At 46.8% G+C, this 23,708-nt stretch carries 18 protein-coding genes; 6 read left to right on the forward strand and 12 right to left on the reverse strand.

The features are described 5' to 3' along the window. Positions 1-107 precede the first annotated feature (107 nt). On the forward strand, positions 108-1,145 hold the full coding sequence (locus EKG38_RS08085) for an isoaspartyl peptidase/L-asparaginase family protein (protein ID WP_439332647.1): 1,038 nt from the start codon (positions 108-110) through the stop codon (positions 1,143-1,145). Between the two features lie 184 nt (positions 1,146-1,329). Continuing rightward, positions 1,330-1,488 (forward strand): DUF2986 domain-containing protein, encoded by a 159-nt coding sequence (locus EKG38_RS08090; RefSeq protein ID WP_126519757.1) that lies wholly within the window; start codon positions 1,330-1,332, stop codon positions 1,486-1,488. A 155-nt stretch (positions 1,489-1,643) separates the two neighbouring features. On the opposite strand, the gene EKG38_RS08095 is transcribed toward EKG38_RS08090, so the two are convergent. The 8 genes from EKG38_RS08095 to EKG38_RS08140 all read right to left on the reverse strand — a co-directional run bounded on the left by EKG38_RS08095 (position 1,644) and on the right by EKG38_RS08140 (position 13,174). Then, the gene (locus EKG38_RS08095; RefSeq protein ID WP_126519758.1) at positions 1,644-3,530 is read right to left on the reverse strand and encodes a DNA repair protein; all 1,887 of its coding nucleotides are present in this window, start codon (positions 3,528-3,530) and stop codon (positions 1,644-1,646) included. Positions 3,531-3,542: 12 nt separating this feature from the next. Next, a complete protein-coding gene (locus EKG38_RS08100) occupies positions 3,543-4,475 on the reverse strand; it encodes a DNA repair protein (RefSeq protein WP_126519759.1) in 933 nt (310 codons plus the stop codon). A 3-nt stretch (positions 4,476-4,478) separates the two neighbouring features. Beyond that, positions 4,479-4,883, reverse strand: a complete 405-nt coding sequence (locus tag EKG38_RS08105) for a TerB family tellurite resistance protein (RefSeq protein ID WP_126519760.1) — start codon at positions 4,881-4,883, stop codon at positions 4,479-4,481. A gap of 14 nt (positions 4,884-4,897) precedes the next feature. After that, positions 4,898-5,866, reverse strand: a complete 969-nt coding sequence (locus EKG38_RS08110; RefSeq protein WP_126519761.1) for a hypothetical protein — start codon at positions 5,864-5,866, stop codon at positions 4,898-4,900. 1,150 nt (positions 5,867-7,016) lie between these two features. Next, on the reverse strand, positions 7,017-7,796 hold the full coding sequence (locus EKG38_RS08120) for a nucleoside phosphorylase (RefSeq protein WP_126519763.1): 780 nt from the start codon (positions 7,794-7,796) through the stop codon (positions 7,017-7,019). Positions 7,797-8,528: 732 nt separating this feature from the next. Next, the gene (locus EKG38_RS08130; RefSeq protein WP_126519764.1) at positions 8,529-9,476 is read right to left on the reverse strand and encodes a LysR family transcriptional regulator; all 948 of its coding nucleotides are present in this window, start codon (positions 9,474-9,476) and stop codon (positions 8,529-8,531) included. A 124-nt stretch (positions 9,477-9,600) separates the two neighbouring features. Continuing rightward, positions 9,601-11,841, reverse strand: a complete 2,241-nt coding sequence (locus EKG38_RS08135; protein WP_126519765.1) for a peptidase U32 family protein — start codon at positions 11,839-11,841, stop codon at positions 9,601-9,603. Positions 11,842-12,016: 175 nt separating this feature from the next. Further along, on the reverse strand, positions 12,017-13,174 hold the full coding sequence (locus EKG38_RS08140) for a serine hydrolase domain-containing protein (protein WP_126519766.1): 1,158 nt from the start codon (positions 13,172-13,174) through the stop codon (positions 12,017-12,019). Positions 13,175-13,500: 326 nt separating this feature from the next. Here EKG38_RS08140 and EKG38_RS08145 point away from each other — a divergent pair, with 326 nt between their 5' ends. Further along, the gene (locus EKG38_RS08145) at positions 13,501-14,196 is read left to right on the forward strand and encodes a Type 1 glutamine amidotransferase-like domain-containing protein (protein ID WP_126519767.1); all 696 of its coding nucleotides are present in this window, start codon (positions 13,501-13,503) and stop codon (positions 14,194-14,196) included. A gap of 85 nt (positions 14,197-14,281) precedes the next feature. Here EKG38_RS08145 and EKG38_RS08150 read toward each other — a convergent pair whose 3' ends face one another. From EKG38_RS08150 to pdsR, 3 genes are all read right to left on the reverse strand, one after another. Then, positions 14,282-15,463 (reverse strand): cystathionine beta-lyase, encoded by a 1,182-nt coding sequence (locus tag EKG38_RS08150; RefSeq protein ID WP_126519768.1) that lies wholly within the window; start codon positions 15,461-15,463, stop codon positions 14,282-14,284. A 125-nt stretch (positions 15,464-15,588) separates the two neighbouring features. Further along, the gene (gene pdsS, locus EKG38_RS08155; protein ID WP_126519769.1) at positions 15,589-17,823 is read right to left on the reverse strand and encodes a proteobacterial dedicated sortase system histidine kinase; all 2,235 of its coding nucleotides are present in this window, start codon (positions 17,821-17,823) and stop codon (positions 15,589-15,591) included. A gap of 76 nt (positions 17,824-17,899) precedes the next feature. Beyond that, on the reverse strand, positions 17,900-18,592 hold the full coding sequence (gene pdsR / locus EKG38_RS08160; RefSeq protein ID WP_126519848.1) for a proteobacterial dedicated sortase system response regulator: 693 nt from the start codon (positions 18,590-18,592) through the stop codon (positions 17,900-17,902). 326 nt (positions 18,593-18,918) lie between these two features. Here pdsR and pdsO point away from each other — a divergent pair, with 326 nt between their 5' ends. Genes pdsO through EKG38_RS08175 form a run of 3 tightly spaced genes read left to right on the forward strand, consistent with a single transcriptional unit; the run spans position 18,919 to position 22,615 of the window. After that, positions 18,919-19,656, forward strand: coding sequence for a sortase-associated OmpA-like protein PdsO (pdsO, locus tag EKG38_RS08165; protein WP_126519770.1), 738 nt, complete (start codon positions 18,919-18,921; stop codon positions 19,654-19,656). Positions 19,657-19,685: 29 nt separating this feature from the next. Beyond that, entirely contained in the window at positions 19,686-21,998 is a 2,313-nt protein-coding gene (locus EKG38_RS08170; RefSeq protein WP_126519771.1) for a marine proteobacterial sortase target protein, read from the forward strand. Further along, a complete protein-coding gene (locus tag EKG38_RS08175; RefSeq protein ID WP_126519772.1) occupies positions 21,995-22,615 on the forward strand; it encodes a class GN sortase in 621 nt (206 codons plus the stop codon). Before EKG38_RS08170 ends, EKG38_RS08175 begins: the two co-directional genes overlap by 4 nt. 62 nt (positions 22,616-22,677) lie before the next feature. Here EKG38_RS08175 and EKG38_RS08180 read toward each other — a convergent pair whose 3' ends face one another. Beyond that, positions 22,678-23,703 carry a GGDEF domain-containing protein gene (locus EKG38_RS08180; protein ID WP_126519773.1) on the reverse strand — a complete coding sequence of 342 codons (1,026 nt, stop codon included), beginning with the start codon at positions 23,701-23,703 and terminating at the stop codon, positions 22,678-22,680. Between the last annotated feature and the right edge of the window lie 5 nt (positions 23,704-23,708).

A 23,708-nucleotide genomic window follows, 5' to 3' on the forward strand; every position in this document is an offset into this window, starting at 1 on the left:
TGATCTCAGGCAAGTTGATGATTGTAATTATGGATGAAAATGGTTACAAAGAGTGCAAATAAAAAACAAAGGACCCTTTTGTGAAAAATAAATCGACTTTATTAGCATTGATCTTGGCGGCCGCTGCGTCTACCAATTCTGTTTGGGCGGATGAGAAGCCATTTTCGATTGCTATCCACGGCGGGGCGGGAACCATTACCAAGGCTAAACTTACACCGCAGCAGCAACAAGCCTATCGCGATAAGCTCACCGAAGCGGTCAACGCGGGATACAAGGTGCTTGAGAAGGGCGGGGATAGCGTGGTGGCTATTCAAGCGGCGATCAATGTGATGGAAAACAGCCCACTATTTAATGCCGGCGTCGGGGCCGTGTATACCTATGATGGCGCCCATGAGATGGATGCCTCTATCATGGATGGCAAGACCATGAATGCCGGTGCCGTTTCCGGAGTTAAACATATCAAAAATCCCATCAACCTCGCCGATGCCGTGATGAACCAGTCGCCCCATGTCATGTTGTCGGGTGCGGGCGCCGAAGAGTTTGCATTGACCCAAGGTTTTACTCTGGTACCAGCCAACCATTTCGACACAGAATCTCGTTATAAACAGCTACAAGATGCCAAAGTTAAATTAAGAAAAGCGGAGTCCGAACTGAAGGCTAAGTCGCCTGATTATCAGGCGTCCCTAAACGGTGTTCCGCAGATAGACTATCTGGATCTGGATTATAAGTTCGGTACCGTCGGCGCCGTGGCTTTAGATAAAAAAGGTAATCTGGCGGCAGGAACCTCGACCGGAGGCATGACTGCGAAACGTTTCGGTCGAATTGGTGACTCTCCGGTTATCGGTGCGGGCACTTATGCCGAAAATGGGGTGTGTGCGGTATCTGCGACCGGACATGGTGAGTACTTTATTCGTTACCATGTGGCGGGCGATATTTGCGCTAAGGTGAAGTACCAACAAAAGTCGATAATTCAGGCGGCGGATGAGGTCATCAACCAACGTCTCATCACGGCAGGTGGTACCGGCGGCGTGATAGCCATCGATCAGCGCGGCAATATCGCCACTCCATTCAATACCGAAGGCATGTACCGTGCAACACGTAAGAACGGCGAACCAGCAGATGTGATGATCTGGCGGGGTAGGTAACTCATGTGGTAGTGGCTTAACTGAGAACGTATATTAGTGTCGATTAGCAAGAGTTAACTGCATCATGCTCGTGAAATTGGTCTTTCGTTCGCATTGTATGGTTAGGCAAGAACGATTAAGCTGCGGTCGACCGCCACAGCTATGGCGGAGTTAATTCAGTCAAAATGGCTTTGGAAATATCTCGATGAATCGTACAAAGAAGATCACCCTCAAACATAAGGCTAAGACAAAGAAGGCCAAACCACGAAATGGTAATAAACCTGTCTATGTGTCCAAGGCCGAGCGTGAGGTATTGGCTACGCCCGAAGAGGCTATAAAATCGGTAGAAGCTTCCCAAGACTAAATCAGGGAGCAATCGAGCCAATCTGAGAATTCGTCAGGGGCTGAGTAAACGGAGAGGTAGTCCATTCCCTACTTATTTATAATAATATTCGACGGGTTGGCTTTGGGTCATCACAAAGCCAACCGTTTGTGTCGGGCACTTAGTCCGGATAATATCTAGCCCACGACCAAGCGCTCCTGAGACCCCAGCAGGGTCATAAAATCATCCGTGGTTTTAATCTCCAGCTCGATCTTCATAAAATCGGCCATAGCATAAACGCTGCCGTTAACATTTTTATCGTCATCAATAGCCATGCTCATTGAATCGGCAATCTGGCGGAACTGTAATTTATTGTTCGCCAGTGTCTGCAAGGCAGCTGTCTCGAAGGCATCGGTGTTCTCCTTGATCTGGAGGATGCGCATATCGAAAATTTCCTTCACCCGCGCGGCCCGCTTCTCGTCCTTGACCGAGAACAAATCCATCTTATCCAGCAGCCAAACCACGACCGTAGAGGCGATACCGGTGAACATCACCATCACTGCATCGGATAGCACATCCCCGAAAGGCAACTTGTTGATAAAGCCAAGCACTGACTCTTCGAAGGCGAAACCTATATAGGTCACCACGGTCGTGGCGAGTAATTTGGTAATCGCATCGGCTTTCTCTGCGGGAGATGACTCCCCCATCAAAATTTTGATTGATGCAAGGATTGCATTGAAGCCTTCCGTGATGACTTTCAACGCTTTTTTCAATATGCCGACAAACATATCGACGATGGCATTGAGCAGATATTTAACAAAATTCGCAGCCGCATCCTTGAAGCTCCCCAGGCCGATATTGAGCAGGTTTGTGGTAATGTATTTCAGTGCTCGTTTCATCCGAAAACTAAACGCCTCCAGACTTGATGAGCAGTCAGTGCCATGGGTGATGCCGTTTTGAAACATGTCCTTAAGCTCGAAGCTGACAGTTTTTACCACCAAGATAACTAGCTCTCCAACACCTGCGTCGATCAACTCGTCCTTGGCTTTCTTGCCTGCATCTGTCGCCGCGCCTTTCACCAGCTTGCTGTCTGACGTCAGCTTGGTGGCTACCTTCATGTTCAGGTGAGCCTCTACCGCGGTACGGGCCTCGGTCTCGCGCGCCAGGGCTTTATTCCAGGTTGCGTCATTGACATGGGTTTCCAGGCTGGCCAGGGTTTGTTTCTCAGCCGAGCTGAGCTTAGGCTTGGCCTTGAGGGTGTCTCGTTTCTGTTTGAGTTCGGTCCAGCTGGAATCCAGTTTTATCTTGTTTAACTTCTGACTGATGATATCGAAATTGTCAACGCTGCCAGCTGCGTCCCTAAGATCGCCGACAGACAAGGCTTTAGAACCTTTATATTCGTCGAAGAGGTGTTTAAGGGGAAGGTTATGGTCGGCATTATAGGTGCGTTCGACCCCATTTAATCCCTTCGCCTCAAGTCTGGCCTTATATTCCTTCGAATTCCTTCTGAGCTGCTTGCGCTCACCCATACCATTGATTTCTAGCTCACTGTAAACCGTTAGTTTCTCTTGCTTGTCATGTTGACTGGCAAAATATGCCTTGGTGTAATTCGTTTTCTTACCGACATCCTCCATATAGTTATCCGGCGTATCTGCAGCTGCATCTTTCTTATTCCGGGTATAACTGCCCTTATCGTCTCTATGACTGGCGGTGTCGGCATCGAGACGTTGTTTTTCGAGATACTGATCTTTTTTGGTCTCAGCGGAATTGAAATAATCGAAGCTGTTTATTTCGTTAACCAGCCGGGTGGCCGTGATACCACGCTTCTTCAGCCCCAGCTTCTTTATGCTGAGCAGGCCATCACACATGTTCAGCAGCAGGGGCTTGACCAACTCAACGGTGACGTTACCACCTTGGTCAAATTCATCATAGATCTTGGCCATCACCTCGAGTGAGTCGCGCCTGTCATGCAGCTCCATATTGATCAGCCGTTTGCTGACTTGCAGCGGCGAGCAGTCCTGTAGTTCGTTCAATACCTGCTCGGTGCCAAGCACCGGCTGGGCATATTCATCTTTTGTAGCCATTGGCCAGGTTCCTTATGCGGCGATAGCTTGAATAGAGGCCACTTTTTCAAACAGTGCCTTGGCCTGGCTGCTGTCTTTGGAGTTCAGCTTGCCACTCTCGGACAGGTATCCCAGATTCGCCATCTGCTTGAGCACGATGGAGAGGTTAAACAGGGCCTGAAACTCTTCGATATGGACGATGGGTATCAGTCTGAAGTCCAGTTTATGGGCAAAAATTTCGTCAGATTGGGCCATCTGTTTATGACGCTGGCTCTGAATGCCGTACTCGAAGCGATCCAACAACTTGCTGTAGTTGTTGATCAAGACATCGAAGTACTCCACCACGCCGTCGATAGATTTTGCCACCACGTTGAGCTGGCGCTGATGCGACTTCATCTTGGCAATCTCTTCATCGATACGCACCTCTTCTTCCTCCACCTTCAGCAGTGTCTGCTTGGCCTTCTTACGCGAATAAAAGCCCAGGGTCAGCACATAAGAGGCCACCCGCACCAAATCGAATTTATTAAAGTCGATCAGGAATAAATTTTCCCTGTGCTCAACCGAAGCTGTGGTTTTGGCCTCGAGTATTGCATCATCAAACAGCTCCTCAAACGGCTGGCCCTTGACGGTCACATTGTGCAGGCGATTGGCCAGGGAAACGAAACGCTTAAACTGCACTTGGTAGATATCTTGCTTAAAGCTGTTGATGGAGCTGACCCGGGAATCGATATCGGCAATAAGCTGCCCGCTGGCCTTGTCATACTCGCGTTTCTTCTTGTCGTATCTGTCAGTGATCTCCTGATATAGTTGTTCGGCCTTATCAAAGGTCGTCTTGCCCGTAAAACCATTCCAGCATTTAGACCCTTTTTCGATCACCTTGTTGGTGATCTTCTTTGCCACATCAACCACCTTGTCGACCACGCTGCTTATCTTACTCGAGGCCCAGCTTCCTAATCGTCCAAACATAGATTAATCCTTCATAATCAGGCCAAAGCCTTCGTGTACCAGGTCATTCATTGCCTCGACCCAGCGCTGCAGGCGCTTGAGCTCAAACTCTTCGATTCCAAATGCCGCCGCCAACTTGAGCATAAACTCGGTTTCAACGGTACAAAACTCATTGTCGGCCAGTACGATGCCGAACAGTTCCACTAGTACGATACGACGGTTTTTCACCTCGCTCCGAGTTAATAGCTTAATCACATAATCGATTTCATCCTGCTTCTTTAACTGATATGACGGCATGCCGCACTCATGGGTGAATGACTCGAAGATGGCTTTTTCCTGATCCTTATAGCTACCGTTGAGCCCCATGGCAAAATAGGCGAGTTCCAAGAAGTTTTTACGTTCTGCTACAGATAATTCACTTAAATACATGATGTCACCTTGCTCTAATATACTTTTTTAATTGGGTCTGCTTGTTTGCCATTGGCATCATAGACGTATTCAAGGCGCTGGCTGATCTCTCCAGCAGCGTCATAGAGATATTCAAAAGTCACCTGCTGATCATCGCTATACTCGATGCCCTTTACCAGTTTACCTTCATGGTCATAGAACATCTGATACTTGAGCTGCTCACCCAGCAGGGTGTCGCTGCTGTGCTTGATACCATTTTCATAATATACCTGAGTCACCTGGTCCGTGTGTTTGTCTTCAATCTTTACTACCTTGCAATCACCCAGGTGTTTGACAAAGTCCAGGGTATCGACTTTTAACTCGGTATGCTGAGCCAGCTCGTTGGTCAGTTCCACCAGGTTTTGCACCCGCAGATTTTGAATCAAACCCGAAAGGGTTTCCAGGTTAGACAACTGATGTTGCTTATGGATAAACATCAGCTTGTTAGATTCTTTTTCAAGTTCAACCTGAGAACGTTTAATGGCAGTATTCAGCTGGCTACCCGTATCACTGATACTGGCTTGGAGCAATGCTTGAGCGCTTGCGAGAGCCGCGACCACATCCGAGGAGGTCTCTTTATGCAGTTTGGTTGTCTTAGTCGACAAATGTTCCTGAAGTTGCTGCAGTAGGGTCTGCAACTGGCAATGCATCTTGGTATTTTCAGTATGTGTATCTTGAATTTTAGCCGTGACCAGCTGGTTGACCGCCTTGAAAGATTGTTGGTTTTTACTCTGGCAAGCCTGCTGGGCCGTCGTTATCTCCTCGACTCCGGTTTTGAACAGGTCTTGAATCATACCGGGTATAGCTTCAATGGCTCCAGACAGCTGCCGGTTCGCATCACTGGCCTGCTGCGACGACAGTGCCTGTATCATCTTGAGCTTATTGAATATTATTGCCTGGACTATGATGACCAGAGCTCCCATTCCTATCGTAGCTAAGAGTATGTGCGTTAAACTGATTTCCATAGCTTTTCCATTAGTTTACAAGCAAAAAATTGAGCATTAGACCAATGCAATAATTGGCCAGTCGTTATAAAATCCGAAATGACCAGTGAATAAGTTGCAACGAGGGAGTAGAAATAAATTCTGCAGCAATCGAGCAAAGATCCGACAGCATTCGTCCAACCTGTATATACAAGTCTTTACTCTACATTATTGATACGGCCAATAGTGTCTGGCTATGAAAATAATTTCTAAAAAAGTGATATAACTCAAGGAATAAGTGGGAATAAATTGGGTCAGGGTAAACTTATTGTCTAAACTGTTTCTATCTATCGCAAAAGGATGTTGCGTATGTCTTGATTATCAGGAGTTAACACTTAGATGTCGCCCTGCGTGTGATCCAAGGTTGAAACGATAAACAGGCATGTTTTGTATCTGAGCAGGACTTTATTGTCCTCGTTCGGTAAATTGGGATTAGCCCGAAGTCACAAGTGCCAGTCATGATAAATTTAATCTGCAACCACCCTTAAATAGCGATCTATTCCAGCAATTTGTCGAACCTGTGAATCTACACCTAGCTTAGTATCAAGTTAAAGCCGACTGTGGGGTCGGCTTATTGTATGCATTAGAGTCCTATGTTTACGGGAGGCATCTTTCAATTTTCGCAAACTTGAGAGTAAGCCAGAATGCAAACTCGCATGTAAACCTGAATTCAAGCGTGAACGTAAGGCTGGACAGAGTGTAGATAAGCTAATCTGTATTACTTCGCTCTCTGTATTTCACTCTTAACTTCTGTCTGTTTTACAAAATTTAAATAGAGAGCTAAATTGATTTTTGAAATCTCCGACTTTAACGATGTGATAGAGGTTGATTATGATGCATATGAAATTCATAAGAACAACGGGGTATGCGTTAATTAACAGAGCGTAGGTCACCATTATTGCACAACCAATCGAATTAAGGTAGCGAAGTAGGGTTACATTAGCGACCAGTAAGGATATTGCAATAACGGCCGAGCCCAAATAACCGATAAATTCATAGCTCATTATATTTACCTTTTTACAAAAACTAAATTTTTGATTGTTTATATTTAATTTATATAAAGATTGTGGCGCTTTTATTAAAATAACAGAAAGCCGTTTGTTTAACATAAGCACCACGCTAGAATTAACCCTTAAAATAGGTTTTTTCCATGATGGAAGCGATAGATAGCCTCCAGTGCGACCTCCGTTTCCTTCTCGATACCTTGTTCGAGCAGAATATTGCGTTTACCCCAAAAGTTTTCGCCTCGTTTATGGTTTGCGGCTACTGCACAGATGGTTGCACCTTTTAAACCGCGACGGTGACAGACGGTAAATAGCGCCGATGCTTCCATTTCAATATTCTTTAAATTGAGATCGATAAGCTTCTGGATCCATTCAGGGGTCTCACCGTAAAATGAGTCATCGGTTGAGCTGATCCCCCAGTGAACCTGATAGTCTTGACCGGTAGACATCTCTTTAGCTACGCGAATGAGCTCGGATGTGACCTCAAGATCGGCGACGGCCGGCAGGTTGTCCGGTACATAAAATTTTGATGTACCTTCATTCTTCATCGCTGCGGTGGTGATAACCAGATCGCCGATATTGATATCGTCTTGCAGGGCCGCGCAGCTTCCCAAACGGATGAATACCTTGGCACCGATGTTAGCCAGCTCTTCAGCTGCGATAGCGGTAGATGGGCAGCCCATACCAGTTGATGTAACCGATACTCTGACCCCCTTGTAATAACCGGTATAGGTCTTATGTTCACGCTTATGAGCAACCAACTCTACGTCATCCATATATTGGGCGATGATGTCTGTTCTGAATGGATCGCCTGGCAGAAGAACGTATTCGGCGACATCTCCCTCAACCATGCCTATATGATACTGTTTAATTCCATTGGTTCTTTCGCTTTTATTAACAACTGACATAAGTCACCTCTATGAATATTATTAAAAGATTGTGTTTTTAAATTGTTTTTCGGGAGCTGTTTCTGCGGATTTATGTTTTTAAGCCTTAGCAAATAAGATAATGGTTTTTGTTTTATCTTATTTGCAGAAATAAATTATCCCGTCGATAATAATATGGTATTAAAGTTGGCGGCTTTCATCTACTGCCAATCACTTGAAACAGTTTTTCCGTCTGAGAAGAGGAGAACTTTATACCGATTGGTATTAATACCAATCGGTATAAAGATGTAATCGCTCAGCGAGAATTTAGCGCTTCTGAGGCAAGGCCCTTTATTGCTCCTGCATAAAAGGCATTCACAACATCCGTGTTGTTCGCAACGAGTGAAGAACATAGTTATTCTACGTTTAAGCTCGTTAACACCGCATCGGATGCGCTAAAGCTCGCCTTTCAGGAGTGTTTTTGGCTGCCTACTTCTGTGTTGAATGACTTCAGAAGGGAGCACCATTCCCTCATCCATTCGCCTCGAATTAGTTTGCCAAAAAAACTCTGGGTAGATCACTTTCTTATACCGATTGGTATAAGTCACTTAATCAGGGTTCAACAATATTGTTTGAGGAGAGAAAAGAACGGTTGTATAAAAAGAAGATTATGCACACTTAATGGGTAGCGAAAGAATAGGGAGAATGTAAGGGGAAAGTGAGTCTGATTTTGCTGCCATCGAATATAGTTATGGCTGCGATCTAGGGTTTGATCTAATGGTTAAGCCATTTCGATAAGTTTTTGTCCCAGTAGGGCGGTTGGCCTATGACCTGTTTGACAAAATCTATGATAGTTTTTAGGCGAATTGGCAAGTTTTGGTATTTCGGGTAAACGGCATAGACAGGCATCTTTTGGGTTGGCTTCCAGTCTGACATCAGCGGAATGAGTTTTCCACTCTCCAGCTCATCGGTTAACAGATAACTAGCGATATAGCCTATGCCTCTGCCTGCCAGAACTGCGTCACGAATGGCTTCGGCCTTATCTACCCGATAATTTCCTGAGACTTGTACATCAAGCTGTTCTTCATCTTTTGCAAATAACCAGTGAGTGTAGCTGCGATTCTTACTGTGGTAGGTGACGCAGTTATGCGCCTTTAAATCGCCTGGGTGTGACGGTGTACCATGTGCCTGGATGTAGTCAGGGGATGCCAATAGTATAAAGTGTGTATCGACGATTCTTTGGGCCACATAACCGGTATTTATCTCTTCGAAAGTGGTGAACCAGAGGTCTATCTCCTCCTCTAACATGTCGACCTTATAATCAAACAGGCTAACTTCGGTGGTGAGTGAGGGATATTTTTTCTGCAGCTCATCTAATGCCGGTAACACGTGCAGAGTGCCAAATGAGCAGGAGAGTGCCAGGCGAACGTTTCCGGAAACCTCATCTCTGGAATCTGTCATCAGCGTGTTGGCGCTATGGATCAGACCCACTATCTGTTCACAATAATCGGCAAAATCTTTGCCTTCTTGAGTCAGAGCGAGACTTCTGGTGCTGCGATTGATGAGTTGAACGTTAAGCTTCTCTTCCAGAATATGCAGTTGCTTACTGACATGAGATACAGAGACTTCGAGTTTCTCTGCAGCCTTAGTGAGGCTCCCGGTGGTCGCCAAGGCGTTAAAGAGGACCATTTGGTAGGCTTCATGTTGCAGACCGTCCTTCATCTTTTAACCTCATATCGTAGAAAACTGGCGCCAGATATTAAATCATTCAGTGACTGACGCAAAATAAAACGGCGCATTTCATAGCATAAGAGTCATAAGAGCGAAGCCGTTTCATCTTACAGGCTTACAGCCCTTTTTTATATTGGGTATTGGTCGCGAGACCAATTAAGTGGTGCAGCTCAGCTTCTGCCTCTGTTCGACCTTCGAGCAGGCTTTGAAAAAGGTGCACTATTTTCGATTTATCCCGTCCGGCTCGGGTATTGGTTCTGATGTCTCTGAGATCGATAAAAAAGCTGCTGAACATATCCGGTATATCGCTCACTATCTCTGTATTGAGGAAGTGCTGACTGCCATACATGTTGTTGTGCTCGCCCATCTGCTTATCGATGACAAAAGCTGTCTCTTTTAAATTCATAATAGAGACAGATTTTTTGCACTCGGTCAGGCAATCGGAATCCATCGACTCTTTATGACAGCCGGTCGTCTGATGAAATAAACACTGTCTGCTGGTTAGCAATAAGATAGGGTGATAGATGCTGTAATACAGCTTCATGTCATCAGTGCCCGCAATGTGTTTTATCTGTTTTTTATTGATTTCATTGGATATAAATGATCCATAACAGTTAAATTTCTCCTTCATCGCTAACAGGCTGTATGAGTTGGTGATGTTGAGGTAAGGCCCGGCGATCCAATCTATTCCGTTCTCAAAGGCGGCTTGAACAATGCCGGTGTTGTTGGTGACGATGAGTTTAGGTTTAATCGCTTTTAACAGGTTTACACCCGCTCGATAGTCTTTACCGATAAGAATTGACGGGAACCAGGGGATTAAACGCGCATTGTAAGAAAACAGCTCAGTAAGTTGGGTGTATTGGTCGTCGATACAGTCCGGAAGCTGGTAGTAGATGTCTGTATTACAGGTATCACAGAGGTCTAAATCTTTAGGCGATGAGATAAGCACCGACAGACTCGCGCTGGCAGAGTGTCTCTGTTTCGGCAGTTTGGTCAGTGTTATCGGCTCTATGAGCGCTTTCTCATCATTGAGCTGAAACTCGACTCGATGCTTTAAAATGGTTAACTCTTTGAACGAGATTAACAGGTCTGAATTAAGCTGCTCGGTATTAAGCTCAGCTATCTCATGTTTTGCGTTGTTCAGGCTCTTGAATCTTTGTTCGATACAGGCGTGATCGAGCGTGTATTTCCCGGCTTTGAACAGATTTGTGTCTGAGTGAACACTAAAATCTTTATCTGGTGTCTGTACCAATACGGTTAGGCACGTACCTAATTCACCGGAAACACTGATTTTCAGGGGCGTTTTGGCAATGTTTAACTCTTTTATCTTCTCTTCGACGGATTGAATGAGAACTGTTTTTTCGTCATAGAGGGATTGCTTAACCGACTGGATCTCTACCTCAGTGTTATAACCTTTGATGGCGGTAAAATGCTGAACCGAGTTGCCTCTGGGGTTATCAATAAACATATTTTTATTAATATCACCCTTAAGGTAGGCGTTGGTAAAGTCTCGATTGAAAACCTTATACAGATCTTCATTGTCACTCTTTATGCTCTTGTGCTGGCAATAGCGCTGTATCTGCTCTCTCCAGCTGCTGACTACGGTATAGACGTAGTCAAATTTCTTAATACGGCCTTCGATCTTCAACGAGTCGACACCGGCTTCACCGAGTGCGGTAATATCAGAAAAAGCAGAGTTGTCTTTGAGGTTTAGGGGGAAATCTTTACCCGCTCGGGTCGTTTGGTACTGATCTCGGCATGGCTGACTGCATCGTCCCCGGTTGCCTGAGTTACCGCCATGGGCCGAGCTGATATAACACAGGCCGGAGAAACCGATACAGTTAGAGCCGTGAACAAAGACCTCTGTCATCATATCGTTCTGGTGAGAGATCTCTGTTAATTGTTTAATTTCGTCGATATTTAATTCACGGGAGAGATTGGTTCTGCCGGCACCCAATTTATTTAAAAATAGTATCTGGCCTTCATTGTGGGTGGTCACCTGAGTCGATGCGTGTACGTCAAAGCTTTTATAGTATCTGGAGAGTAGATAAAACAGGCCTAAGTCTTGAACTATGACGCCGTCGATACCTGTGTTGACCAGTTCATTGAGCAGGCGGATTAACGCCGGGAGCTCACTCTCTAAGATGATGATATTCAGCGTCAGGAATATTTGGCAGTTGTTCTTATGTGCCAGCCTTAAAATACCGTTTAAGTCATCGAATGAGATATTTGCCGCTCGGGTTCTCGCATTGAAATGATCTAAACCACAATAGATAGCATCGGCGCCCGCCACAATGGCGGCTTTTATCGAATCTATATCGCCACCGGGTGCCAGCAATTCAAATTGGTTTTTCATAGCGAAACAGTCCACTCGTCAGATCATTTTCTCGGGCGCGTATTCTACCTGTTACACGTATTGTGTGTCTATCGGATAGGGGGGAGTCAAGATTAAATGGTCGTGAGCGGTAAGGGGGCTGTTGCCCGCTAGGGGTTAACGGGCATAGGTGTGGGCTTTAATATCTGCGCTTAGGTTATTTTTTAGCGGTCAGTGTGGCTTGCTGTTTCATCACGCTATGCCAGAAGCTTGCACCCAACTCGCCGATAACCCGGGATTCACCGTTGAGTAGCATGGCCATACCGACCTTCAGGCGAGGAGAGTAGGCAACTTCTGCCACATAACCTGCTACCCAACCAGCATGATAAACGAGCTCCTCCCCTTCAAAATCATACACCCGCCAACCTTTGCCGTAGTGGGCGTCATTGAGATATTTTTTCCAGGCACGACGTCTTAGCTCTTTACTGGTGCGAACTCCGGGGGTTTTTATCTCCGTTAATAGTCTTGGGCTAAGTACGTCGGGGTTATTGCCCAAGTTTGCGATTAACCATTTAGAGATATCGAGAATACTGGCGTTAACCCCTGCCGCGGGCTCGACCTGATAGTAGTTAGGTTTTACTTTGACCTTTCTAAACCCGGAGCGGGTCTTAACATGTGGCTTCGCGCGGTTATCGCTGGACAGGAATTTGTCCATGCCGACAGAGGCCGAGGTCATCTTAAGGGGGGTAAATATCCTATCGGTCACTAAATCGGCGTAGTCACTCCCAGTTTGTTGTTCGATGACTGGCTGGATAAATGAGAAGGCGATGTTCTGATAGCTGTAGCACTTTCCAGGAGAGCACATGGGTTCTAACTTGGCAAACTTTGGGATAATTTTTTCGAGTTTACGATTAGCATTGAGAATATTGTCATAGCTGTTTGGCATCAGCCCGGTACTTTGACCTATCAGGTGGCCTAAGTTGATCTGTTTTGAGGCGACGGGATCGGCCAGGCTGAAGTCCGGCATATATTGAGTTAACGGATCATCCCAGTTAAATCGGTTTTCGTGCACCAGCATAGTGGCCAGAGAACCGGCAAAGGTTTTAGATACCGAGGCCAGTCGAAAGACGGTGTTGGCGTTGACATTCAATTTCCCGCCTTTCTCTCTCTTGCCATAGGTGCTTAACTTTAAAATTGCATCGTCTTCGATAATGACGAAGGCGCCACCAGGCACTTTATTTTTTTTCAACTTAGAATGAAACAGGGTTTTAAAGTCATCACTTATCCCCTGATACTGGGATTTAGCCTCACCGGACGTGGAAAATAATAGGCTAAAGAGGGTGAGAGTGATGAGTGGAACGGGCGAACGAAACATGGATAGCGTGGCTCCAATATGGTGATACTGCCTTTAAGATGCAGACACCCCTACAAATAGATCATAATTATAACAATAAACGGTGCGGATAAAATACAGCTTAATCATCGATGACGTTTGTATGACGGATTTTTGTTCATTACAGTTCTCTCTACAAGGCATAGCAGGCTTAGAAAGTGGTGCGCGATTGAAGTTATTTGCTTGTTATTTCCTCTTCAGCACTCGTCAGGGTAATTGCCTCAGCGGCTGAGCCATGTGAGTTTGTTATTGCAGCCACCTATTTTCATCGTTAGTCTGTATTGAGTTGTTTTTATAGATGAAATGATATGAAATTAGCCTTGGTGAGCGATGCAGGTAGCGATAATGGAATGGCTACGATTCATTGCGTTCTTAATGCACTTAGATCGAATATGACGCGTGTGGCCTATATTGCCTCTCAGCCGGATCCGGAACGGACCTATTACCGGGCAACGCAGGCTATCTACCGCCTGTTAGGGGTGGATCTAACTCTCTATTTAGAACTCGAATCGGGTTTCGATGCAAAGGTCGCCGACGCTATGTTCGGTTTCGATGCGATTCATCTATCCGGTGGGGATACCTTTAGATTTCTTAAATGGTTAAAAAAGCGAGACTTGTTTACACCTTTGCAAACTTACCTGCGTGATGGTGGAGCTGTTATCGGGGTCAGTGCCGGCGCTATGATAATGACGCCCTCTATCGAGAGTGCCCGACTTTGCGGTGATACTAATGAGGTGAACCTGGAAGATCTATCCGCCATGTCGTTGGTGCCTTTTCAGTTTGTGCCCCATGTAGACTGTGACACAAAGGATGCTTTCATGCTGTTCAATCAGCTTGTGGATGAGCATTCGGTTTTTTTGCCACAACTGGCTACCCCTTCGATTATGGCTTTGAGAAAACCTGTGAATGAGTACTATTTTTGTCCCGATGACGCGGGTATTGCGGTGATAGATGACGAGCTTATCGAGTTTGGTCAACCTCTTCTTTATCGGCCTAACAGTTAACTTTCAGGCTCAGGTATCACACTCAGCTAAATGTCATTGATAAAAAAACCGCCAGAGAGGCGGTTTTTATCGCTAGCTTTATGACTTATCGTTTATTGAGCGCCGCGTTAAAACGCTCGAATCCCGCTTCCAGATCTGCAATTAGATCGTCGGGATTTTCCAGCCCGATATGTAAACGTATCAGAGGTTTACTGCTATCCCATTTCGTGGCGGTTCTTAACTTATCGATGCCAAATACCGCTAAGATAAGGCTCTCAAATCCTCCCCAGGAGAATCCCATCTTGAAGTGGTGCATATTTTCGACCAGTGCCGTGACCGAGTTCAGGTCTCCCTCTTTGAGCACAAAGGAGAACAGACCATTTGAGCCACTGAAATCACGTTTAAAAAACTGATGGCCGGGACAGGTGTCGAATGCCGGGTGTCTTATATGGTCGACCTCGGGACGAGTGAGTAACCAGTTGGCAACTTTAAGCGCATTTTGCTCATGTTGCTGCATACGGATACCTAATGTTCTCAGACCCCGGTTGGCCAGGTAGACATCATCGGGTGAAGTGCATTGCCCCATCAAATAACTATTTTCTCTCAGTTGATCCCAGTGAGCTTCATTGGATGTAGCGGTACCCATCATAACATCTGAATGTCCGACAATATATTTCGTGGCGGCCTGAATTGAGATATCGACCCCCATATCGAAGGGTCGTGAGTTAATGGGGGAAGCCCAGGTGTTATCCAGCATGACGACGATATTGTGCCTGTGCGCAATTTCACTCAGTGTGGGAACATCCTGGACTTCCATGGTGATCGAGCCTGGAGATTCGAGGAACAACACCTTAGTATTTGGCCTGATGAGTTCGCTAATGCCGGCACCAATCATAGGGTCGTAGTAGGTGGTCTCGATGCCGAACCCCGCAAGCAACTTATTGCACAGATCCCGGGTTGGCTCGTAGGCGCTATCGACCATTAGCAGGTGATCGCCGGCTTTTAAAAATGAGAGCAGGGCACCGCTGATAGCGGCCGATCCCGATGGATAAAGCGCAGTCCCTACGCCACCCTCAAGTTCGGCGATGGCGGCCTGAAAAGCAAAGTGGGTCGGTCCGCCGCGTCTGCCATAGAACATCTCTCCATTGGCCCGGTTCTTGATGGCGAAACGCATCTCATCCATAGTGTCGAAAACCATTGTCGAAGCACGAAATACAGGAGGATTAATGACGCCTTTGGTCCATTTTTTATCTCGACCGGTACTGATTATCTGTGTCTCTTTTTTCATAGGGTACTGTCCACAACCGAAGAGGATTGAATTGTTGTTTAGCCATCTTAACATCTAAACGGCTAAATGGAAGTTCCATTTGGCCGCTCATTCACCCGTCTGCTAAATCACATTTATAACGTTGGCTACTCTTTGCAAAGCGGTAGGGAGACACAGATGGTGACACCACAATGGCTAGGGTCTTGAACTGTACTAAGCTCGCTGCCTTTTATCGACTCGCTGTCTTTTGTTGGCAAGCTAGTTCCCGAAATGTTTTTGGCCACAATACTGCCCTGATGGAACTCGGTGATAAGCCTTGCGATATAAAGACCTAAGCCAAGATGTGGCTTGTCTTGTGCCTTTTGCGCTCGCACTGAGACCATAGATTCGAAGATCTGCTCGCTCATTTTATCGGGCAACTCAGGCCCGAAATTACTGATGCTGAGCTCCGCCTTCTTGTGTTTGATCTCGAGTGACACTTTAATCGCTGTGGCCGGCAGACTAAACTCCAGTGCGTTGGCAATGAGTTTATCCATGAGCTGGGCGATATATTCCGGTACGCCATTCATGTTTAATGGCTCGTTTGGTATAGAGATGGCAAATTCCTGCTGGGGATAGGTCAGTTGATATCCTTGCATGCAGCCGCTTACCACTTTCGACAGTGGGAAAATGTCCATTTCGGCTTTCGAAAGGCTCTCCTCTAATCGTGTTGCCTCACTCATATTGTTGAGGATCATGCTTAATCGACTGACTCCCTCCTGAGCTCTGTCTACATATTTTCGGCTATCCTTGTCCAGTTGTTGCAAGCCTAAATGTTCCAGTGATGAGCGGACCACGGCGACCGGCGTCCTTAACTCATGAGAGAGTCTGGAGGACATATTTTCAAGGTAATGGGTATATAGGCCTAAGCGACTCACGATGCTGGCAAAACTTCTGGATAGATCGCCTATTTCATCACGTACTTTTGAACCTTGGATATGGTTTCTTATCCGGCCCTGGCTGTCGATGGCTTGCTCGGCCTCATCTCTGAGTTTACGAATTCGACTCGAGATGCTGGAGGCGAAGAAGAACAGGGCTAAGGTTCCCATGCTCATGACCGTTAATATGACATTGAACAGCTTCTCTAAGGCCTTGTTTCTCAGCGTGCGTATGCCGTGGGTGGTCTCTTCAGAGATCACCACACCCATGACCTTATCGTCGATCCAGATCGGGCTGGCGGCGGCGAGGATCACGGCCTTGTTGTCCGGGGTTAGTCGCCAGGTCGAACCCTGCTTTCCGGACAGTGCTCGCTGGATATGGCTACCTTCTAATACAGTTGAGTCCTGTAGGGAGTCGATAAAATCTTTAGGAGGCGTCGTCAATATCTTGTAATAGAAAGGGGTCAGGACATTGCGCTTGAATTGCCCCCAAAATGAGGGATCCGGCGCTTCTGTCACCGTCCGGGTCCAAACACTGCTACCGTTGCGTATATCACCGGACTTGGCTAATACGCGTCCATGTTTATCGACCACCCAGATCCGGGAGCTGTTATGGCTCATTCCCTTGATGATGCCTTCAATTTCGGGAGAGGGAACCAGCACTGTGCCGAGTTTATCGACATCATCGATAGCCGATGTGCCGACGACGGCATCGAGTCTGCGGCTCTTGAGATTATTCACATCGTGTATCGCAAACCCTAGCTTGCTGCCAACCATATCCAGAGGCATTCGCAGTTCGACATTATAGCCCTGTTTGGTCTTTTTCCATTTACCCTGAATTTGAATCTCAGGTTTGACCGGCGTGCTGAGGGAGGGGTCTTCGGGTAACTCGAAGGCGCTGATCCAACCGTCCTTAATGGTCGATATGATGTAACGTTTAAATACACCGTCGGGGGCGAGTGTGGCTATGGTCAGGTGATCGTTCTGATCGATTCGTAATGTGTTTTTGCCGCGATAGACGACGTTGGGATCGGTGACCTCGAAGAAGCTATAAAGGTAACCCGAATACTTACCCACCATATGGGTAAAGCTGACGGTTAAGGGAGTATTAGGATCGGCTTTAAATATCTGATGGTTTTTACCATACTCGATGCTTTTATGACGATAGGGAGCCCAATCTGACAGCTTACCATCGAGCTGGATCGGGCCTGCCAGTGGGTAGGCATAGAGATCTCGCCCTTGTTGAACCTGGGTTAAAAAGCTCGCCTGACTGTCAAAAAGTTTAGGCCTCTCATGCAAGGCGGTTGCCAGCGCCTGTGTCGTGCCTTCGAGGGTCTTTTCCTGCCCGTGTCTCAGGTACTTCTCCATCTCCCATACATATTGGTAGCCCAGCCAGGGGAGACAGAGGAGAAACAGGGAGAGGACCGCAACCTTAGTCCGAAGGCCTACAGGGAGGTTAAACATGCTTGATTAGCTCAATCGAGGAAAATAGGAATAAGCCCAAAGGTGCTCTGGTTGATCTAGATGAGACTGCCATGAATTACCCCTGAGGATCCCAGCGATAACCCATGCCGTAAACGGTATCTATACAATCAAATTTCTCATCTTGAGCCACGAATTTTTTGCGGATCCGCTTCACATGGGAGGTGATGGTGCTGTCATCGACGAATATTTTCGCCTCCTGCATCAACTCCTGACGGTTTTTAACATGACCGGGTCGCTTGGCGAGGGCATGAACCATCCAAAATTCGGTGACAGTAAGTTCTATTGGCACGCTATTCCAGTAAACCTGCATGCGGTTCGCGTCTATAGTCAATGCATCTCTTTCGAGTAAATTGTCATCTGACAGCGCTGTATCTTGAAGATCTGAGCGTCTGAAGAGCGCCGCAAGTCTGGCGATAAGGTGCGGGAAACTGACGTCTTTACTCAAGTAGTCATCGGCGCCAAGACGAAGACCACACACGGTATCGAAGTCACTGTCTCTGGCCGTTAAGAAGATGATAGGCAGATTACTGGAGAGGGCGCGCAGAGATTGACATAGGGTGAACCCACCGTCGATTTCATCCTCGAGTCCGATATCGATAATCGCCAGATCCGGCAATCGGGTACAAAATGCCTGCATGGCAGTGGGGCGGTTGGGATAGGCTTGCACACTGTAGCCTTGCTGTTGCAGTACCTCTTTATAGTTTTCCCGGATAGCCGCTTCATCTTCTACGATCGCAATACGTTTGATAGACATTAAAAAATAACCTTGATGTTGTGATTAGTATTGAACGCTCCGGAAACACCGCTTTACCTTCTGCGATTGCTATAGGTTTCACCGATGGCACGCCTCTATACCTTGCCTTATTGCCAGTGACTATACAGGAAAATCTGAGCGATAAAAGATAGCCAAGGCAATTGCCATTTTCTTGCCACAATTCATATGCGTAATGCCATTTTTCATCCCTTCCTTCGACATTTACATCTTGTTTAATACTCACATCGAAACGGCGTCGAGATAAGAACTACCGATGTCGACGACTCATTTATATTAATAACAAGATTAGGAAAAACAAAATGAAAAAGCAGATCATCGCAGCAATGGTTGTCAGCAGTTTAACTCTTTCAAATGTCAGTTATGCATCGGACACAAGCGAAGAGCGTCAGCATCACGAAGAGTTGATAGGACTCAGTTCCGGGATTGTGCTTGGTGCGGTTGTTGCCGGGCCGGTGGGGGCCATTATTGGTGCATTTACCGGCACCATCATAGGTAAGTCAGTCGGTGATGAATCTGAGCTCGACTCACAGCAAGCACAGCTGGCAATGCAGGAGTCAAAGATGAATCAACTCAGCGATGAGAATCGATCATTGATGGCTATCTCGAACCGATATGATTCGGCGCAACATGAGTTAGCCCAATTGAAAGCCGAAGATCAGCAAAAACTTGCCGAACTCTCGTTGGGCTTGAATGTACAGTTTAAAACCGGATCTTCTGAACTTGTCCCTCATTTCAAATTGCAGCTCGATGAGGTGGCCTATGCCATGTCACTCTCTCCCGAGTTAAGACTCGATTTGACCGGATATGCCGACAGGAGAGGGGACAGTACCTATAACCAGGCTTTATCTGAGCAGCGGGTTGCCGAGGTTAAAACCTATCTGGTCAATCAAGGGATAGATGAGAGCCGCTTGGACTTCAGGGCCTATGGGGCCAGCGCGCCGATGACAAAAGAGCAGAGCTTTGAAAATGACTTTTTCGACCGAAGAGTGACCGTCAAATTGATACCTTCTGAGTCTGAATTGACCGCGAACAACTAGTTCGGTTTTCAAGATAAAGGAATATGTGTATGAAAATTGATGTGGTATCTGTTACCCGCCAAGGAGCCCCCAACCGGGGGGCTCTCGGCTTCCTCCTTCTTATGGGCGCATTGCTGTTGCCATCGATGAATGTGAAAGCATCATTTGATGCCGAGCTCAGTCAGGGCAGCTTCGTCTATCGAGTGGCAGATCAGGACGGCGGATCGCAAGTCTCAATTTCGCTTCCCCTGGAAACTGACGTTCAGATGACGGTGTCGGGGTGGGTGAATCGGGTTAAGGTGAAACAGACATTTAAAAATCTCAGCGGCGAATGGCTAAATGGCAGCTATCTTTTTCCTCTTCCTAATGAAGCCGCGGTGGATAGTATGAAGTTACTCATCGGCTCCCGAGTCATAGAGGGGCAGATTAAGGAGCGGTTGGAGGCAAAGAAAATATATGAGCAGGCGAAGAGTGCGGGTAAGCGAGCGAGTTTGGTCGAGCACAATCGCCCCAACATTTTTAAAACCTCTGTTGCCAACTTAGGGCCCGATGAGCTTTTAGTTGTGGAGATAAGCTATCAGGAACTGGTGGACTATGACGACGGTGAGTTTAGCCTCAGGTTTCCTATGGTCGTTAACCCACGATATTACCCCCAAGGTGGCAGTAAGCAGCCTGACAATTTTCAAAACCAAGATTTTCAATATCCTGATTTTCAGTACCGAGGTACCACCGGAGATGATAGTTGGCTGGATAAGTTATCTGCTATGGAAGCATCGCTTCGTGGGGAACGTTACGGAGTCAGAAGCCACAATGCTCCTACGGTGAACATTCGGGTCGACCTCGATGCCGGGGTTGAACTCAGTGAGATCACCAGTGCCTATCACACCATCGATAAAATGCCGCTGGATAATACACGTTATCAGATCCACTTAGCGAGCCAGGTCGCAGCCGACAGAGATTTTGTATTGCGCTGGAAACCCGTAGCGGGAAGTGAGCCAACAGCTGCAGTATTTGCCCAAAAGGGACAAACTTACTCCTCATCATTGGCACAGAAAAACCTCTCAAAGCAACATGTAAAATCCGATCCGGAACTAACAGCAAAACCCGAGGCTGACTATGCACTGGTTATGCTGTTGCCTCCGTCGCTTGAGAAGAGCCGAAATCGAGTTTCGAGAGAGTTGATTTTAGTGATAGATACCTCCGGTTCTATGTCGGGTAGTGCGATGGAGCAAGCAAAAAAGGCGATGAAGTATGCATTGGCTGGATTAGGAAGTGATGACACGTTTAACGTTATTGAGTTTAATTCTGTGGTGAGCTCACTCTCAAAGGGGCCGATATCAGCCAGTGCGAAGAATATTGAGATGGCGAATCGATTCGTTCATTCGTTAACTGCCGATGGTGGTACGGAGATGGCGCTGGCGCTCGAACATGCATTGGGACAGGAGTCTGGTGGCTCCTCATGGCAAGAGACTGGGTTACAGGGTAAAGATGAGGAGTCGACGAGTCGATTACGGCAGGTATTGTTTATGACAGATGGCGCCGTAGGCAACGAAGCAGAGCTATTTAAGTTGATAAAACACCGAATTGGCAAGAGTCGTCTTTTTACCCTTGGTATAGGGTCTGCGCCAAACTCTCACTTTATGCAGAGGGCGGCCGAGTTCGGTAGGGGAACATTTACCTATATCGGTGATTTGGATGAGGTACAAGAGAAAATTCAGCGTTTACTCTATAAGATTGAACATCCACAAATTACCGACATTGAGCTCCGTTATCCTGATGGAACCATTCCTGATTTTTGGCCTGCGACCATTCCCGATCTCTATGCCGAGGAGCCTTTGCTGGTGGCTGTTAAAATGCCGTCTGATGAGTACGCCGCTTCGCCTGATAAATTGGTGATATCCGGCTCAATAGCCGGTCGTTATTGGCAAGATGCTGTCTCGCTCGATAATAAAAAGCTTGCCGCCGGGCTGGATCTTATCTGGGCCAATAAACAGATCTCTGCCCTTGAGTTAAGTAAAGATGGCGCTAATAACAGTAGAGTGAAGCAACAGATCACCGCGCTGGCGCTTAAATATCATCTGGTGAGCAGACACACCAGCTTGGTTGCGGTGGATATCACTCCCGTGAAGCATTCGTCGATTATTTCCAATAATGCTACCGTTTTACCATTAACGCCATTTGGTTGGAAACCGCCTGTGGGCAGCTTACCTCAGACGGGCACTGACAGCCGTCTGTTAATCACGATTGGGCTGATTTTATTGTGTTTATTGTGTGTCTACATGATGAGCTTTCGTATTGAATTGCGTATGGAGGTAGTGGAACGATTGACTGGAAAAAAGGTGGGTGAGCGTGATGCCTTATGAGATTCTCAAGAGTTTTACACTTAATAGCCATCGTTACTCTGTTAGCCGTCAGTACGAGCCTGATTGGCAAGGGGGTCTATATGCAAGCTAAGGCACATTTCGCTCAGTATCTGATCATGCAGGCATGGGAGCAGACGCTCAAAGACAGGCAAGCTCATAAACCCTGGAGCTGGGCCGATACCTACCCCGTCTCTAAGTTAACCTTTTTACCGGTTGCTAATGATTCAGTCATAGATTCAAGCCTGGATAGCTCACTCTATGTACTCGCTGGTGCCTCGGGTCGAAATTTGGCCTTTGGGCCCGCGGAGCTGAACGTGAACTCCCATGAACTCGGTGGTAGCCACAGTGGTAATCGAGTGATCGCTGGCCATAACGATACCCACTTTGCGATTTTAAATGGAGTAAATAAGGGGCGTTTAATTCAACTACAAGATGCAACCGGTAAGAAGGTTATCTACCGGGTGACGGGCAGGTCCATTGTTCATGAGTCAGATACCCGGGTACTTGCACCATCTGATGAAAGGCTACTCACCCTAATAACCTGTTACCCGTTTAACTCTGTTGAGGCGGGTGGAGAGCTGCGACTGGTTCTGAAAGCCGAGGCGGTTGCCGGATAGCTGGAAAATCAGCAGCCCTCATGTCTTAGAAGCCCCGGCTAGCAACGATTATAGAGCCGGGGTTAATTCGAGATGGGCATGACTCGATTTCGACCTAAACGTTTGGCTTCATAGAGGAGTTTATCTGCCTGTTCAATAAGCTGTGCATGAGTCATAGATGGCTGCCATTGAGCCACACCAAATGAGGCGGTGATATTATTTATTCTGGTATCTTTGCGCCTATCCTTAAGCGATACTTTTTCCAGACTTCGACGCATGGCTTCAGCGAGGTGTCTGGCGGTTCTAAGTTGATTGTTGGGTAGTAACACTGCAAATTCTTCACCGCCATAGCGATATATTTTTACACCGTCCCGACACGCTTCAGAGAGTCGTTTGGCCACGGCCTTGAGCACTTGATCTCCCAGCTGGTGTCCGTAATTGTCGTTAAATGCTTTGAAATGGTCGATATCTACCAATATTAAGCATGTTCCGTCAGGACTCTGATTGAGGATCCCTTTGAAGTCATCATCGAATGCCCGGCGATTGAGAATGCCGGTCAAGGCATCAAACAGTACATCTTTTTCGGATTGCTTAAGTTGTAACTTTAACGCTTCAATTTCTTGTTGAGCCTTGCTGAGCTGGCCTGTAAAAAACTCGGTGCTGGAACGGATATCATCAGATTCTTTAACCAGATTGCGGACAAGTCCAAGCACCTTCTCGAGACTCACGCCTTCCTCTTCGATTCGGTTTAGCTTGTCAAAGTTGCTGTCGATTCGGGTCTGAAATTGTGTGGCGTCGAGGTTAGTATCTTTCAATGATTGTGACAGTTCAGTTGCCATCGCCTCCAGGTTTTGGCGCATATCGATGACGTCGAGCTCCACCGGATCGGAAACAAACTCGCGGTAAAGCAGTTCAGAGTTTACTGGAGGGCAGGTTTGGTATTGTTCAACTATGATATCGAGCTGCTTGTTTAATGCGGGAGTTTGTTCACCAACATAGGCGTACCAGAGCGCGTAGTTTGTTGGAGTGGTCGGTATTTGATGTTTTAGCATCAATGGAACGGCTTTCTTTAGGTTCCGGGCCGCTTGCTGCATTAATTCTTTAGTCATATCGA

Origin of the sequence: Shewanella canadensis, from assembly GCF_003966225.1 — a bacterium.
Taxonomy (GTDB): domain Bacteria; phylum Pseudomonadota; class Gammaproteobacteria; order Enterobacterales; family Shewanellaceae; genus Shewanella; species Shewanella canadensis.